This window comes from Xanthomonas sp. WCS2018Noco2-27 (assembly GCF_031843525.1).
Taxonomy (GTDB): Bacteria; Pseudomonadota; Gammaproteobacteria; order Xanthomonadales; family Xanthomonadaceae; genus Xanthomonas.
This window is the reverse complement of sequence record NZ_JAVTIK010000012.1, coordinates 113,130-127,942: the sequence shown is the minus strand read 5'-3', so window position 1 is coordinate 127,942 and position 14,813 is coordinate 113,130. Positions and strand designations below refer to the sequence as shown.

Here is a 14,813-nt window from a genome sequence, read left to right as displayed (position 1 = left end):
AGCGGTGTGCCGCCGCGCTGGCTCAGCGGCCTTCGCGCAGGAAGCGCGCCATCGAAGAGACGCCCGGCAACGCGGGTTCGAACTGGCCGGCCACATCGATGAAGCCGCGCATGATGGCGATCTCGCGCGGCGTGCGGTTGAGCGCATCGCGACGGTCGGCATCGGCACCGGCGCGCAGCAGGCGCTGCACCAGCAGCGGCAAGCCATGCAGTGCGGCCAGATGCAGCGGGCCGAAGCCGCGTTGGTCTGCCACATCCAGCGAGACGTCTTCGTCGAGCAGACGTTCGACGCCGGCCAGCACCACCTTCTCGTCGCAGGCGGTGCCCGGTTCGGCACGCGCACCCAGCAACAGCAGCAACGGGCTGACCCGTCCACCGGCGAGCGCGTCCGGGTCGGCGCCGGCCAGCAACAAGGTGTCCAGCAACGCCAGCAGGCGGGTGGTGTCGCGCGCGGTGAAACCGTACAGCGCCGCGCAATGCAGCGGTGCCAACCCCTGATCGTCGGTGGCGTGCACGTTGGCTGCGGCCGTGAGCAGACGCGCCACGATGTCCGGCAAGCCGAGTGCGCACGCCAGCATCAGCACGGTCACGCCACCGGGCAGGCGATGTTCGATCTGCGCGCCAGCCTGCAGCAGCGCGGCGACGATGTCGGTCTGGCGCATGCTCACCGCCGCCGACAACGGCGTGGCACCGCTATTGGCTGCGCGCTGGGGGTCGGCACCGCGGCCGAGCAGGTGCGCGACCACGCCCAGGTGGCCGCCACCGGCCGCACGCAGCAGCGCGGTGCAGCCTTGGGCATCGACAGCATCCACCGGCAGGCCGAGGTCGATCAGGCGTCGCACCGCATCGGTATCGCCAGTCATCGCGGCAGCGGGCACGTCCGCTTCGCGCAGCGTGCGGCGTGGCAGCGACCAGATCCGCCAGTCCAGCCAGTCGGCCAGATCGCGCCGACCGATCGACAGCGCCACGCCCAGCGGGGTCTGCCCGTCGGCAGCGCGTGCTTCCGGCGAGGCGCCCTGCTTGACCAGCAATTTCAGCGAGGCATCGCGGCCCAGCGCGGTGGCCAGATGCAGCGCAGTCATGCCGTGGCTGTCGCGCGCTTCGCGGTCCACGCCGTGTTCCAGCAACCACTGCTGCAGGCGCAGCCAGCCCAGCCGCACGGCCAGCGACAACGGCGGATCGCCGGCCGCCGACGGCGCAAACGGGTCGGCGCCACGTTCGAGCAATTCCACTGCGAACTGTTCTAGCCCGCGCGATGCCGCATCGTGCTGCACGCAGGCGCTGAGCAGCCGGGTCAGGCCACCTGCACCGGCCGGCGACACGCCGTGACGCAGCAGCACCTGCAGCGCCGGCACCGCCTCCACACCACGCGAGAGCAGCGCAAACATCGGCACGTCGCCGCAGGCATCGCGCACTTCGGCATCGGCGCCGTGGCGCAGCAGCCAGTCCACCGCATCGGCGTTGAGCGCCAGATGCGCGTCGTGCAGCAGGCCGCCAAGTTCGTCCGGGCCGCACAGTCGCGCCAGCGCGTCCAGGCCATCGCGTTGGCCGAACTGCAGGCCCTCGCGCAGCAACACCAGCGGCGGGCGATCGGGCAGCACCGCCACGCCGGGGGTGTCGCCATGCGCATCGCTGACGGCGGCCGGCAAGGGATAGTTGGGGTCGAGCAATTGCACGATCGCCCAACGCCCGGCTTCGGCGGCCACGTCCACGGCGCGACGGCCATGCACATCGACGCTGTCGGCAGGCACCTGCAGATCGAGCAGGCGGCGGATCAGCGCCGGCGACACGCTGTCGGCAGCGCAGGCCAGCATCACCGCATTGCGGCCGTCGCCGTCGATGGCCAGCACATCGGCCTTGCGCGCGACCAGGCGTTCGAGCACCGCGCTGCGCGCCTGACGCGCGGCATCCAGCCACGGCGTGCGGCCGAGCAGATCGCGCGCTTCCAGATTGGCGCCGGCCGACAACAGCGCCTCGACGATGTCGCCGTGGCCGGCTAGCGCGGCTTCGTGCAAGGCACTGCGGCGCTGGCGGTCGCGCGCATCCACGCGCGCCTTGTGCTTGAGCAGCAGCTGCACGCCGGCCGGGTCGTCTTCTTCGGTGCCGGCGGCGGCCAGCAACACCGGCGCGCCGCCGTCCGGTTCGGAATGGGCGCCGCGTTCCAGCAGAAATTTCGCCAACCGCCAATTGCCGACCTGGCACGCCATCGCCAGCGGTGAATGACCTTCGTTGTTGAGCGCGTCCAGGTCGGCGGCGGCATCGCGCAGCAACGCGGCCACGCCGGGGTCGGAACTGCGCACCGCATGATGCAGCGGCGTATTGCCGTCGTTGTCGGTGGAGCGCGGGTCGGCACCGTTGGCCAGCAGCGTCATCACCGCATCCGGGCGGCCATGCCAGCTGTCGCGGGTGGCGGCCAGCAGCGGCGTCATGCCGCGATGCGGCTGGTTGACGTCCACGCGGCGCACGATCAGTTCGCGCAGCAGACGCAGATCCGGCAGCACCGCCGCCAGCGCCGGCAGGCTGCGTTGGTCGCGCCATTCCGGCAGCGGCATCGCCTGCGGGTCGGCGCCGGCCTCCAGCAATTGCAGCGCGCGATCCACCCGGCCGCTACGTGCGGCTTCGAACAGTTCGGGCACCAGTTGATGCTGGGCGACCGGCTCCAGCGGGCGCGGTTCGGCGGCCGCTTCGGAGAAGAAATCGGCAGCCTGCCGGGCTACCGGCACATCGCTGCGCGCCGGTGCGGCGGTGCGTTGCAACAGCAGATGGGCGGCGGGCAGCAGCGCGCTGGCGGCAATCGCCAGGCCCCAGCGCAGACCGCCGGACAACCAACCCGGCCAGGCCAGCGCCACCACCAGGGTGCACACCGCCAACACCAATGCGGCGGCCAGCAGACCGCGCCAGGCATGCAGTTCCTGCGTGGCCAGGGCGTGCCAGCGTGGCGCCAGCGCGCCACCGTCGCGTTCCACTTCGCCCCACAATGGCCAGGTACGCCACAGTCCCAGCAAGGCGGCGCTGACGGCCACGCTCAAGGCCAAGGCAGCGGCCAGACTGCCACTATCGCGCAGCGCGGTCAGCGGCCAGCTGATCAATGCCGCCAAGGCGAGCAGGCCCACACCCCAGATCGCCAGCAACGGCGGCAGCGCCTGTGCGATGGCGCGCGGCTGCGTCGCCAGCGTGCGGGTGCCACGCGCCCACGACACTGCCAATGCAAAGGCCGGCTGCGCCAGCCACAGGCTCACTGCGGCAACGGCGCCGCCAAGGCCACCGAGCAGGGACAACACCACGCCGGCTGCACCCGCCAGCGCTGCGGCGCGCAATCGCGCGGCACGCTGCGGCTCAGTCATAGTCGCACTCGCCCGCCAGCACCACCGTCTTGGGCAGCTGCAGGTAGAAGCCGTGCTTGGCGAGCGCTTCGCGCACGGTCACCACGTCGGCCTGCGCCAAGCGGCGCTCAGGCGTCAACGCCACCTCCAGCACGAATGCGAATGGCGCCAACGGCGCGTGCACGGCAGCGGGAAGACCGGAGAAATCGTCACGCTTGGCGAGGTAGACGAAGGTGTCCTGCTTGCGTTGGCTTTTATAGACGTAGGCGTGCATGCGCGCGTGATCGCGCTCGTAGAGCGGTGGGTCGCAGGATTGTGTCCCAATTGCGGCGACGGCGAAAGCGCGGCCGCTGCGAAAAATCCCAGCCACGTCAGCGACATGACCGGCGCGTTCAGTTGCGCCATCGACGGGGCTGGCGTACGCCACCGATATACTGCGAGCACTTTTTGCCAGCCAGACCATCGTGAGCCAAGCGCAGCATTCGTCCCAGATGGCCCCGGTCGCCGTCACCGCCTACACCTCCACCACCGCGCTCGGCGCCGGGCTTGCGGCCCAGGCCGCCGCGCTGCAGTCGCGCCGCAGCGGCCTGCGTTACAACGATTTCGGACCGCAACCGCTGCCGTGCTGGATCGGCCGCGTCGACGGCGTGGAAGAGGTGGTCCTGCCCGCTGCGCTGCAAGGCTGGGACTGCCGCAACAACCGGCTGGCCTGGCTGGCCCTGCAGCAGGACGGCATGGCCGATGCCGTGCAGGCCGCCGCGCAGCGCTACGGCGCCGAACGCGTGGCGGTGATCATCGGCACCTCCACCTCCAGCATCGGCGCCAGCGAAGAAGCCTATACACGGTTGGTAGAGGACGCCGACGGCGCGCGGTTTCCGGACGATCTGGACCGCCCCATCGTGCACACCCCGCATTCGTTGGGCGACTTCGTCCAGCACGCCACCGGCCTGCGCGGCCCCAGCGTGACCGTGGCCACCGCCTGTTCGTCCAGCGCCAAGGTGTTTGCCCAGGCGGCGCGGCTGATCGAGGCCGGGGTGATCGACGCGGCCCTGGTGGGCGGCGTGGACACCTTGTGCGGCAGCGTGCTGTTCGGCTTCAACTCGCTACAGGTGGTCGCCCCCGAACCGTGCCAGCCGTTCGACGCGCGCCGGGTCGGTCTGAGCCTGGGCGAAGCCGGTGGCTTTGCGCTGGTCGAACGCACCGCCGCCGCCCCGGATGCGACGTTGTGGCTGTACGGCTATGGCGAATCCAGCGATGCGCACCACATGTCCGCCCCGCATCCGCAGGGCCTGGGCGCGCAGTTGGCGATGCGCGGCGCGCTCGAACGCGCCGGCCTGGACGCAGCGGCGGTGGGCTATCTGAACCTGCATGGCACCGCCACGCCGGCCAACGACAGCGTGGAAGCGGCAGCGGTGGCGGCGATCTTCCCCGACACCTTGCACGCCAGCTCGACCAAGGCCTGGACCGGCCACACCCTGGGCGCGGCCGGCATCGTCGAATCAGTGATCGCCCTGCTGGCGCTGCGCGACGGCGTGCTGCCTGGCACGCTCAACAGCGAGGTGCCCGACCCCGCCTGCGGCCCGCAGATCCGCTTCGACAACGCCCACTCCCGGATCGATTACGCAATGAACAACTCCTTCGGCTTTGGCGGCAACAACTGTTCGCTGCTGTTCGGGCGGGCACGCTGATGCTGACCGCCACCATCGAAGGGATCGGTTTCTGGACCCAAGGCTTGCCCAACTGGGAGGCCGCGCATGCCTTCATGCAGGGCGGCCCGCTGCAGGAGACGCCCGCACGTCCGGCGCCGCAGCTGCTGGCCGCCAACGAGCGCCGCCGTGCGCCGGATACGGTGGCGGTGTCGCTGGAAGCCGCATTGGCGGCCTGCACCGCCGCCGGCCGCGACCCTGCCAGCTTGCCGTCTGTGTTCACCTCCACGCACGGCGATCTGGCCATCACCGATTACATGTGCACCACGCTGGCCAGCGACCCGCTGGCGATCTCGCCGACCAAGTTCCACAACTCGGTGCACAACGCCGCGGCCGGCTACTGGACCATCGGTGCCGGCGCGATGACCCCGGCCACGGCGATCAGCGCCCGCGATGCCAGTTTTGCGCAAGGCCTGCTGGAAGCGCTGGTGCAACTCACCGCCGGCGTCGATGCAGTGCTGCTGGCCGGCTACGACGCGCGCTCGGTGGGGCCGCTTGGGCGCATCTCGCCCAGCCAGGGCCTGCTTGGTGGCGCGCTGGTGCTGGGCAGCGCTGGCCAGGCCGGCAAGCCGCAGCTGCAGGCGTGGCTGGACGATGGCGCGCCGTCTCCCGCTGACGGCGCGTTGGCGCGCCATGTCGCCGCCAATGCGATGGCGCCGATGCTGCCGCTGTTCGCGCTGTTGGCCGGCCACGGCGACAGCGCCGCCCTGTATGCCGGCCCTGGCCGGGTGCTGCGTGTGGAGCTGCAGCGATGAGCCGGGTGCCGCTGACCCGCGAGGACACCGCGATTCTGGTGCCGGCCTTGAACGAGGCATTGCGTATCCGCGAAGTGGTCAACGATGCGTTGACCTACTGCTCGCATGTGATCGTGATCGACGACGGTTCCGACGATGGCACCGCCGATTGCATCGCCGACCTGCCGGTGCGCCTGATCCGCCATCCGCAGCGCATGGGCAAGGGCGCCGCGTTGCGCAGCGGCTTTGCGCAGGCGCAGCAGATGGGTATGCGCGCGGTGATGACCATGGACGGCGATGGCCAGCACAAGGCCGCCGATTTCCCGCGCCTGCTGGCCGCAGCCAACCGCTACCCCGGCTGCGTGATCGTCGGCGCGCGCATGCGCAAGCGCGCCACCCAGCCCACCATCCGCCGGATCGGCAACGACTTCGGCGACTGGGGCATCGCCTGGGCCTGCGGTTTTCAACTGGTGGACAGCCAGAGCGGCCAACGGCTGTATCCGGCCTCGGTGTTCACCCTGCCCAACGTGTCCGGCGAAGGCTTCGTGTTCGAGGCGCAGCTGCTGATTTCCGCCGCACGCCAGGCCGGCGCACGGGTGGTCGCGGTGCCGATCGAAACCCGCTACGCGGGCAGCGCGCCGGGCACCTTCCGCAAGAGCCATTTCCGGCTGGTGCGCGACCTGTGGAACATCACCTCGCACGTGGTCGTGCAGGCCTGGACCTATGGGCACATCTGGCGCGAGTACCGCAACGTGCGCGCCAACCCGGTGATCATTGACGATGTCGACGGCGAATTTGCTACTGTGCCCGCGGCTACCAAGAGCAACCCGTCCCCATGAATGCACAGCGTCGCGATGTCGTCATCACCGGTGGTGGTCTGGCCGGCCTGAGCCTGGCCCTGCAATTGAAGCAACGCGATCCGGAGCTTGCGATCACCGTGCTGGAGCGCCGTGCGCACCCGGTGCGCGAGGCCGCGTTCAAGGTGGGCGAATCCACGGTGGAGATCGGCGCGCATTATTTTGCCGACGTGCTGGGGTTGCGCGAGCATCTGGAGACCGAGCAGATCCGCAAGTTCGGTTTCCGCTTCTTCTTCTCCGACAAACGCGAAGACATCGACCGCTGCACCGAACTGGGCGTCAGCCAGATCCTGCCGACACCGTCGTGGCAGATCGACCGCGGCCGCTTCGAAAATTTCCTCGGTGAGCGCGCCCGCGCGCAGGGCATCGCGTTCCTGGACAACTGCAGCGTCAAGGGCGTGGATCTGTCCGAGGACGAGACCGACCATGCGGTGCGCTACGAGCATGCCGGCGAGCAAGGCACGCTGAGCGCGCGTTGGGTGGTCGATGCCAGTGGCCGCGCTGGCCTGCTCAAGCGCAAGCTGGGCCTGGCACAGGACAACGCGCACAACGCCAATGCGGTGTGGTGGCGCGTGGAAGGCCTGATCGACCCGAACGGTTGGTCGCAGGACAGCAGCTGGCTGCAGCGCTGCACGCCGCCGGATCGCTGGCGTTCCACCAATCACATGTGCGGGCCCGGTTACTGGTTCTGGTTGATCCCGCTGTCGTCCGGCGCGCATTCGTTGGGCATCGTGTGCGATGCGCAGATGCACCCGCTGGAGACCATGAACACGCACGAAAAAGCCATGGACTGGCTGCGTCTGCATCAACCGCAGGTCGCCGCCTCATTGGACAAGGCCGACTACCGCTTGCAGGACTTTCTGTTCCTGCGCAATTTTTCGTATGGCTGCAAACAGGTGTTCTCGTCGCAGCGCTGGGCGCTCACCGGCGAGGCAGGGGTGTTCCTGGATCCGTTCTATTCGCCGGGCAGCGACTTCATCGCCATCTCCAACACCTATATCTGCGAACTGATCGGCCGCGATCGCGCCGGCAGGTCGCTCAGCCCGTATACCGAGCTGTATGAGCAACTGTATTTCTCGTTCTACGAAAACACCCTGACCCTGTATCAGGATCAGTACGCGCTGTTCGGCGACGAGCAGGTCATGCCGGTCAAGGTGATCTGGGATTACACCTACTACTGGTCGTTGCTGGCGCCGCTGTTTTGTTCCGGACGCATCGCCGACCTGAGCCTGTTGTCGCGCATGAAAGCCGACTTCTTTTATGCGCGCGACATGAACCTGGCCATGCAGCGCGTGCTGCACGACTGGGGCGTGCACAACACTGCTCAAGGCATCGCTACCAGCGATGGCCGTCTGCTGGACCAGTATCTGATCGGCTGGTTCAACGAGCTCAATGGCGCCTTGCACGACACCCTGGACGACGACGCGTTTGCCGCACGCATCCACACCAACGTGGCGCAGATGGCGGTGCTGGCACGCGAGATCCTGCAGCAGGCGCGCCACCGTCACCCCGACCTGCCCGATCACGGGCTGGACGCACTGACCGCCAACGCCAGCGGCGACCCGATCCTGACGGCGACGTGGTACGCGGACGCGGCGTGAGGCCGATCGAACGCGCCGGCAACGGCGCGTTTTTCTTGAAGCGCACGTCATGCTTGTGCGATTCGACATGAAGATCGATGAGATCGGCTGTAAAGCCGATGGCACTCGGACGCCATCGGTTGTAACGCAATGTGCTATCGATCAACGCCGTCGTCGCAGCTAGCCACGCGCGCAACGCAGCAGCCTGGACGTCAGGCAATCAGCCCATGCCGCCATTGATGCCGATGATCTGGCCATTGATGTAACCGGCAGACTCCGAGCACAGGAAGGCGACCAGCGCGGCGACCTCGTCGGGTTTGCCGACGCGCCCGGCGGGCACCAGTTGTTTGATCACCTCCGGCGCGAAATTTTCGCCGACCATGTCGCTTTCGATCACGCCCGGCGCCACCACATTCACGGCGATGCCGCGGCTGGCCATCTCGCGCGACAACGATTTGGTCGCGCCATGCAATGCCGCCTTGGCTGCGGCGTAATTGGTCTGCCCGCGATTGCCCAGCACTGCCGACACCGACGACACGCTGACAATGCGTCCCCAGCGCGTGCGCGCCATCGGCAACAACAACGGTTGGGTGACGTTGAAGAAGCCGTGCAGCGACACATCGATCACCCGATGCCACTGCTCGGCGTTCATGCCCGCCATCGGCGCGTCGTCGTGGATGCCGGCGTTGTTGACCACGATCTGGATCGGGCCGGACGCCAATAGGTTCTCCAGCGCCGCGCCGCTGGCCTGCGCATCGGCCACATCGAAGGCCACCGCTTCGGCGCTACCGCCGTCGGCCACGATGGCGGCAACCACCTCTTGCGCGCGCGCCAGATTGCGATTGGCATGCACGATCACGTGCCGCCCCTGCGCCGCCAGATGGCGACAGATCGCACCGCCAAGATCGCCGCTGCCGCCGGTGACGAGTGCGCGTCGTGCAGCTGAGTTCATAAGCCACGAACCATATGAGCAGAGAAGGAGCGTTATCGTAGAGCAAGCTGCCTGCTGAAAGACGGACTCTTGGCACCCATCCCGTATTTGCCTAACCATGCCGCAAATCCGACCACTGCCGCTTGAGTACCTTCGAATCTGGCTGGTAGCTTCCAGGCATGCGCGGCGATGAACGAAACGAAATGAGTGCAGTGAACTTGGCGGGCCTTGGCAAACAAGGCGAGGACGCGATGAATTCCTGGCTGCAATTGCATGGCTTCAGCTATGTAGCCATTTGCCAAGCGCCGGATACCTTCGCGCCATTATTTGGCACTGCGGTTAAACGTCCGGATTTCCTGATGCTTTTGGAATCAATTGGCTTGATCGCCATCGACGTAAAAAACTACGTTCAGTTCAAGCACGCCAATCAGGCGTATTACAGCCTTCCCTACGAGAGCGAGCTCAAACGTGCGGTGGCGTTCGAACGACTGTTCCGCATTCCGGTTTGGTACGCCTACTTCAATCGCCAGGATGCTGGTCAGTCCTTCCATTGGATCAGCGCATTGAAGGCACTTGAAGTCGGCGAGATCAAGCCCGCGCGCGATGATAATCCCGAATTCCTCTCTATCGGCTTGGAGCATTTCGAGCATCTACACAGCGGCGACGACATTGCGCGGCTGTATGCGCACCGCCTGCCTAGCGTCGTCAAGCTGAGCGCACTGGTTGCAACGAAGACACACGCCGCACCCTGATGCAGATCTCAGGCCGCACCCAGCATTACCGTGGCACGGCCTTCGGCGAGCAGCTGCGCCTGATGGGTCAGACGGAAACTGTATTGCTGGCTGTCCTCGCCCTGCATCAGCACCTGCGCTTCGCACTCGATGGCATCGGGCAAGGCCTCCAGATGCGTCACATGCAATTCCACCGCACGCAGCGCAACCAGCATGCCCGGGCGCACCGGCTTGCCTGACTCTCGCCCCAGCAGGCCGCCATGCACGGCCATGGCCTGCGCGCCGTATTCGCACAGATGCAGCGCGCGCAGACGTCCATCGGCACGCAGCGGATGCATGTCGCTGCAATGCGCGTGACTACGCACCACAATCCGCTGCGGGTCCCAGGTCACCACCTCATCCCATAGGCACATGCTGCCCTGATGCGGGATCAAGGCGGCGATTGCGTCACGTCCCTGCATGCGATTCTCCATTGCGTGTGCGCTCCAGTGCCGGTTCGCGCGACACCAGCAACGCGAGGATGAAATTGAACAACACACCCAGTGCCACCGTGCTGCCGATCGCGCGCAGCACCGGAATGCTGGAGGCGGCCAGTAGCGCGAACACCAGCAATGTCATCAGGCTGCAGACAATCAATGCATGCAGCGTGCGCAGCTGATCGGCGTGATCGTCGCCGGCGTGATCGAAAAACAAGGCGTAATCCAGGCCCAAGCCTGCGGCAAGAATCAGCGCGATCAAGTGGAACAGATTGAGCTCCACCCCGATGCCGCGCAGGATTGCCAGGATCAACACGGTGGTCAGCGCCATCGGCAACAGCACACGCACGATACGGCGCGGGCTGCGCAACGCGATCGCCACCGTCACCGCAAGCAACAACGCCGCCACACCCAGGGCGCCCAGCACGCGGCCGCGGTAGGCGGCCACCAGCGATTCGGACGCGTCTTTTAGATCCAGCAATTGCGCGCCGCTGCCCTGCACCGCCGCAGCCAACACCGCCGGATCATGCAAGCCGGTCAGCGACACCAGGGCAGTCGTGCGATCGCCGCGGCCCAGCAGCAAGCCGCCCACCGAGGTGGCCAGCGGCGAGCCGGTCAGATCCTTTGGCAGCAGCGGCGGCGCGCGCTTGGCGGCATCCAGATCCTGCAGGAATGGCGCGAACGCATCGCTGCGGAATGGCGTGGCCGCCACCGCGCGATCGGTCAGCGCGCGCGCCTGCGCTGCATCCGGCAACCCCGCCTGACGGGCCTGCTGGGTCTTGGCACTGGGCAGATAGCGCGCGGCCATGTCATAGCCGGCCAGGGCGCCGTCGCGTACCAGCGCATCCAGCCGCGGCCGCAGGGATTCGCTGGCCTGCAGCGCCGCTTCATCGTTGGCGGCAGGCAGCGCGAGCACATAACGCACATCGGGCGCGCCCAGTTCCTGACGCAAGTGGGTGTCCTGCGCCAATGCCTTGGGCGGCACCGGGGTGAGTTTGGATAGATCGTTCTGCCAGAACTGGCCAGGCGCGAATGCGATCACCGCCATGCCGATCACCGCGATCACCGCCAGGCTGATGCGTGGCCGCGGCAGCCGCGCGATATCGCGCCACAGCGTTGCCAACAGACGCGAGTCGGCATAGTCGCGCGGGGCCGGGTCGATCAGCCACGGCAACAGCCAACGCGTGGTCACCGCCGCAGTGGCCAAACCGGCGATGGTGAACACCGCCAGCTGGCGCAGACCATCCACACCGGAGAACAGGAAGGTCACATACGCGATGCAGGTGGACACCACGCCGGTCGCCAGCGTCGGCCACAAATGCCGCGCGTTGTCGCGCGGATCCAGGCCGGGGCGTTGATGACTGAACAAATGGATCGGGTAATCCTGCACCACGCCGATCAACGTGAAGCCGAATGCCACGGTGATGCCATGCACGCCGTCGAACACCAGCGCCACCGCGCCCAGGCCAGCCAGGCCGGCGCTGGCCAGCGGCAACACGCCCAGCACCGGAATCTTCCAGCTGCGGTAGGCGATCATCAGCAACAGCACCAGACCCACCGTATCCAGTGTGCCGATCCACTGCGATTCGCCCTGGGTGCGTGCGGTGATCTCCACCGCGAATGCGCCCGGGCCGGTCAAGGTCAGCTGCGTCGTGGTGCCCTTGCTGACTGTGGCGAACGCCGCTTGCACGGCGTCGTAGGCCAGCTGCTGGCCGGTGGGATCGAAGCCGGCCGCATGCGTCTGCACGATCAACAACGCCGAGGTGCCGGCGCGATCGAACCACACCCCGTTGCGTGTTTGCGGTGCGGCCGCCGGCTGCAGGGTCTCGGCCAGATGCAGCACTTCCAGCGTCGGGTCGCGCGGCAGCAGCGGCTCCACCATCGCCGCTGCCGGCGAACCCAGATCCTGCACGCGTGACTGCAGCGCCGCTTCAAGCGTCGCCGCGTCCAGCGGTGCGGTATCGAAGCTATCGCTAAGCAGATAGCGATACGGCAACAAGCGCTCCGGAATCGCCTCCAACCCCGCAGTGCCGCCGTTGCCGACCAGCTCGAACAGCGCCGGCTGCGCGGCCAATGCCTGGTGCAACTGCTGCGATTGCTCGGCCAGGGTGGCCGGGTCGCTATTGGACAAGGCCATCAGCAACAGCCGCGAGCCCGGGCCTTCGCCGAGTTCTTCGATCAGCAGTTTTTGCGCAGGCGTACGCGGGGCGGGCATAAACTTGCGAAGATCGCCAGTGACCTTGAGCGTCTCGCTCAACCAGAATCCGGCTACTACCAGCAAGGCCAGCCACAGCAAGGCAAGCCCAATGCGGCGGTTTGCGTTCAATTCAAACGACATGCAACTGCCTCACTGCAATGGCTGGACGTCCACCGGCCGCGCGCGCGGCATCGGGCAACTCCAGCGCTTTTTTTCTGCGGAGGGCGGGCATGAACTTGCGCAAATCGCCAGTGACCTTGAGCGTCTCGCTCAACCAGAATCCGGCCACCACCAGCAAGGCCAGCCACAGCAAGGCAAGCCCAATGCGGCGGTTTGCGTTCAATTCAAACGACATGCAACTGCCTCACTGCAATGGGCGAGGTCCGAGCCGCGTACGGCATCGGGTCCCAGTGACACGGCAATCCGGTTGAGCGCGCGCGATCTGGCGTATTTGACGACGGCTAGCAGCAAGACCTGCCCGCGCGTGGTCACGCGTCCGGGCCGTGGCAGAGCGTGGTCAGCGCTGCGGCGTCGTTGACGCTGGCAGCCGCACGTGCCGCGCCGGCCAGCAGCGTGCGTTGTGCATCGCCCTTCGCCGGAACGCTTTCGATGCAGCGCAGCTCATCGTTGCTGCCGTACAGACGCAGCTCGCGTACCTGCTTGGCTACTGCGGCGTCCTTGGGCTGCAAGGTCAGTTGCCATGCCTGCGCTGTGCCATGCCCGCTGAGGCGATACTGCTGCTCCAGCAGCGCGCGATCGCCCGACAGCAGCGCGCCGAAGCCGGACTTCAACCCGGCCAGTTCGGGCACCCGGCTCAAGGCGAACTTGCGTGGCGCTTTGCCCTCGCGTTCGAGCACGCCTTCGTCGCCGCGCAAGGTGGTGGTTTCGCGATACGGCGCACTCACCTCGCGCACCAACGTCTGCGCATCCGGGCGACGGTAATGGCCCTGCACGCGCAGCGGCGTTTTCAGTAGCGCGGAGCCGCGCAGTTCGACGAACTCGGTGCTGGCTGGCACCGGGCGTGCCAGGCGTTGCAGCACCTGGCCGACATCCAGGGCCTCAGGCGGTGCGGCGCATAGCGGTGCGGCGCTGAACAGCAGTATCAGCATCCACGGCAGGGTGCGGCGCATCGGCATGGTGGGTGTTCCAGAAATCGTAGAAGTTGAACCAGTTGTACGGCGCGTAGCGTGTGTAATGTTCCAGCCTGGCCGCGTAATCGCGCATGAGCACCGCCAGCACCGGCGCACGTTGCCTGCGCGGCACATCCAGTCCTTCGCTGAAGGTCTCGAATGCCAGCTCGTAGTGATTGCCACCGCGATACAGGCCAAACGCCAGCACCACCGGCACCTTGAGCGCGGCGGCGATCAACCACGGCGAGGTCGGAAACATCGCATTGCGGCCAAGGAACATCGCCGGCAACGCCGGGTCGCCTTCGCGCGGGCGATCGATCAGCAGCGCCACCAGCGCGCCGGCATCGGTGGCGTCCTTGATCGCCATGACGATCGAGGTCGCGTCCATGCCGGCATCGATGATGTTGGCGGCCAGCTGCGGATTCAGTGCGCCCAGCAGGTCGGTCATCGCGCGGTTGTGGGCCTTGTCCAGCACCACCTTGACCTGCACGTCCGGGCGCTCGGTGGCCAGTACGCGCAGCGCATCGAAACTGCCCAGGTGCGAGCCGAAGATCAGCACGCCGCGGCCGCGGTCCATCTGCGTGTGCAGTTGATCCAGCCCGGTGATGTCGACGCGGAAGCGCTGCATCTGCCCGCACAACATGTACACGCGGTCCAGGATGGTCGATGCAAACGTATGGATATGCCGCGCCACATCGCGCAGCTTGGCCGGACGCCCCAGCACACGTGCCAGATAGGCGCGCGAGGCGGCGCGCTCAGGCGCACGCACCAGCAGGAAGTACAGCGTGATCGGGTACAGCAACGCGCGCCCCACCGAGCGCCCGGCATGCCGTGCGATCCCGCGGATCAGCCACAACGCGAAGCGCCCGCCACCTTCTGGACGCTGTTTCCAATGCTTGTTCATGCCGCGGCCTCCGCCACCAGTTCGCCGCTGACCAGCACCTCGCCGGCACGCTGCACGCGGAAGCGCCAGCGCGGGCCGTCGCCTTCCAGCATGACCGACGCGGTCTGGCCGGGCAGCAACGGCTGCACGAACTTCACCTGCGGCAGCCGTGCTGCGGCACGCGGGCCATGCAGCGCTTCCACGGCCTGCAGCACATGGTCGAGCACGACCACGCCAGGCACCACGGGGCGACCCGGAAAGTGCCC

14 protein-coding genes are annotated in these 14,813 nt (G+C 67.3%); 5 read left to right on the top strand and 9 right to left on the bottom strand.

From position 1 onward, the window contains the following. Nucleotides 1–22 precede the first annotated feature (22 nt). Nucleotides 23–3,343, bottom strand: a complete 3,321-nt coding sequence (locus RQH86_RS17755; protein WP_311239866.1) for an ankyrin repeat domain-containing protein — start codon at nucleotides 3,341–3,343, stop codon at nucleotides 23–25. Beyond that, on the bottom strand, nucleotides 3,336–3,596 hold the full coding sequence (locus RQH86_RS17750) for a YcgL domain-containing protein (RefSeq protein ID WP_055847027.1): 261 nt from the start codon (nucleotides 3,594–3,596) through the stop codon (nucleotides 3,336–3,338). The genes RQH86_RS17755 and RQH86_RS17750 overlap by 8 nt, the downstream gene beginning before the upstream one ends. A gap of 217 nt (nucleotides 3,597–3,813) precedes the next feature. Between RQH86_RS17750 and RQH86_RS17745 the strand changes: the two genes are divergently transcribed. Genes RQH86_RS17745 through RQH86_RS17730 form a run of 4 tightly spaced genes read left to right on the top strand, consistent with a single transcriptional unit; the run spans nucleotide 3,814 to nucleotide 8,220 of the window. Further along, nucleotides 3,814–5,010 carry a beta-ketoacyl-[acyl-carrier-protein] synthase family protein gene (locus tag RQH86_RS17745; protein WP_311239867.1) on the top strand — a complete coding sequence of 399 codons (1,197 nt, stop codon included), beginning with the start codon at nucleotides 3,814–3,816 and terminating at the stop codon, nucleotides 5,008–5,010. Next, nucleotides 5,010–5,783 (top strand): beta-ketoacyl synthase chain length factor, encoded by a 774-nt coding sequence (locus RQH86_RS17740; RefSeq protein ID WP_311239868.1) that lies wholly within the window; start codon nucleotides 5,010–5,012, stop codon nucleotides 5,781–5,783. The genes RQH86_RS17745 and RQH86_RS17740 overlap by 1 nt, the downstream gene beginning before the upstream one ends. After that, nucleotides 5,780–6,601, top strand: a complete 822-nt coding sequence (locus RQH86_RS17735) for a glycosyltransferase family 2 protein (protein ID WP_055847018.1) — start codon at nucleotides 5,780–5,782, stop codon at nucleotides 6,599–6,601. The genes RQH86_RS17740 and RQH86_RS17735 overlap by 4 nt, the downstream gene beginning before the upstream one ends. Beyond that, nucleotides 6,598–8,220: an NAD(P)/FAD-dependent oxidoreductase gene (locus RQH86_RS17730; protein ID WP_055847015.1), complete on the top strand. Its 1,623-nt coding sequence runs from the start codon at nucleotides 6,598–6,600 to the stop codon at nucleotides 8,218–8,220. Before RQH86_RS17735 ends, RQH86_RS17730 begins: the two co-directional genes overlap by 4 nt. Nucleotides 8,221–8,419: 199 nt before the next feature. Here RQH86_RS17730 and fabG read toward each other — a convergent pair whose 3' ends face one another. Beyond that, nucleotides 8,420–9,151, bottom strand: a complete 732-nt coding sequence (gene fabG, locus RQH86_RS17725; protein ID WP_055847012.1) for a 3-oxoacyl-ACP reductase FabG — start codon at nucleotides 9,149–9,151, stop codon at nucleotides 8,420–8,422. 182 nt (nucleotides 9,152–9,333) lie between these two features. On the opposite strand from fabG, the gene RQH86_RS17720 reads away from it, so the two are divergent. After that, nucleotides 9,334–9,882: a hypothetical protein gene (locus tag RQH86_RS17720; protein WP_055850182.1), complete on the top strand. Its 549-nt coding sequence runs from the start codon at nucleotides 9,334–9,336 to the stop codon at nucleotides 9,880–9,882. 8 nt (nucleotides 9,883–9,890) lie between these two features. Here the strand turns inward: RQH86_RS17720 and RQH86_RS17715 are convergent, their stop codons facing one another. The 6 genes from RQH86_RS17715 to RQH86_RS17690 form a co-directional block, all read right to left on the bottom strand. After that, nucleotides 9,891–10,322, bottom strand: a complete 432-nt coding sequence (locus RQH86_RS17715; RefSeq protein ID WP_311239869.1) for a phosphotransferase — start codon at nucleotides 10,320–10,322, stop codon at nucleotides 9,891–9,893. Beyond that, the gene (locus tag RQH86_RS17710) at nucleotides 10,309–12,675 is read right to left on the bottom strand and encodes an MMPL family transporter (RefSeq protein ID WP_311239870.1); all 2,367 of its coding nucleotides are present in this window, start codon (nucleotides 12,673–12,675) and stop codon (nucleotides 10,309–10,311) included. The genes RQH86_RS17715 and RQH86_RS17710 overlap by 14 nt, the downstream gene beginning before the upstream one ends. Further along, a complete protein-coding gene (locus tag RQH86_RS17705; protein WP_311239871.1) occupies nucleotides 12,665–12,889 on the bottom strand; it encodes a hypothetical protein in 225 nt (74 codons plus the stop codon). Before RQH86_RS17705 ends, RQH86_RS17710 begins: the two co-directional genes overlap by 11 nt. A gap of 133 nt (nucleotides 12,890–13,022) precedes the next feature. Further along, nucleotides 13,023–13,670, bottom strand: coding sequence for a LolA-related protein (locus tag RQH86_RS17700; protein WP_311239872.1), 648 nt, complete (start codon nucleotides 13,668–13,670; stop codon nucleotides 13,023–13,025). Beyond that, a complete protein-coding gene (locus RQH86_RS17695) occupies nucleotides 13,594–14,568 on the bottom strand; it encodes an acyltransferase (protein WP_055847003.1) in 975 nt (324 codons plus the stop codon). The genes RQH86_RS17700 and RQH86_RS17695 overlap by 77 nt, the downstream gene beginning before the upstream one ends. Then, nucleotides 14,565–14,792 (bottom strand): hypothetical protein, encoded by a 228-nt coding sequence (locus tag RQH86_RS17690; RefSeq protein WP_236699212.1) that lies wholly within the window; start codon nucleotides 14,790–14,792, stop codon nucleotides 14,565–14,567. Before RQH86_RS17690 ends, RQH86_RS17695 begins: the two co-directional genes overlap by 4 nt. Nucleotides 14,793–14,813: the final 21 nt, after the last annotated feature.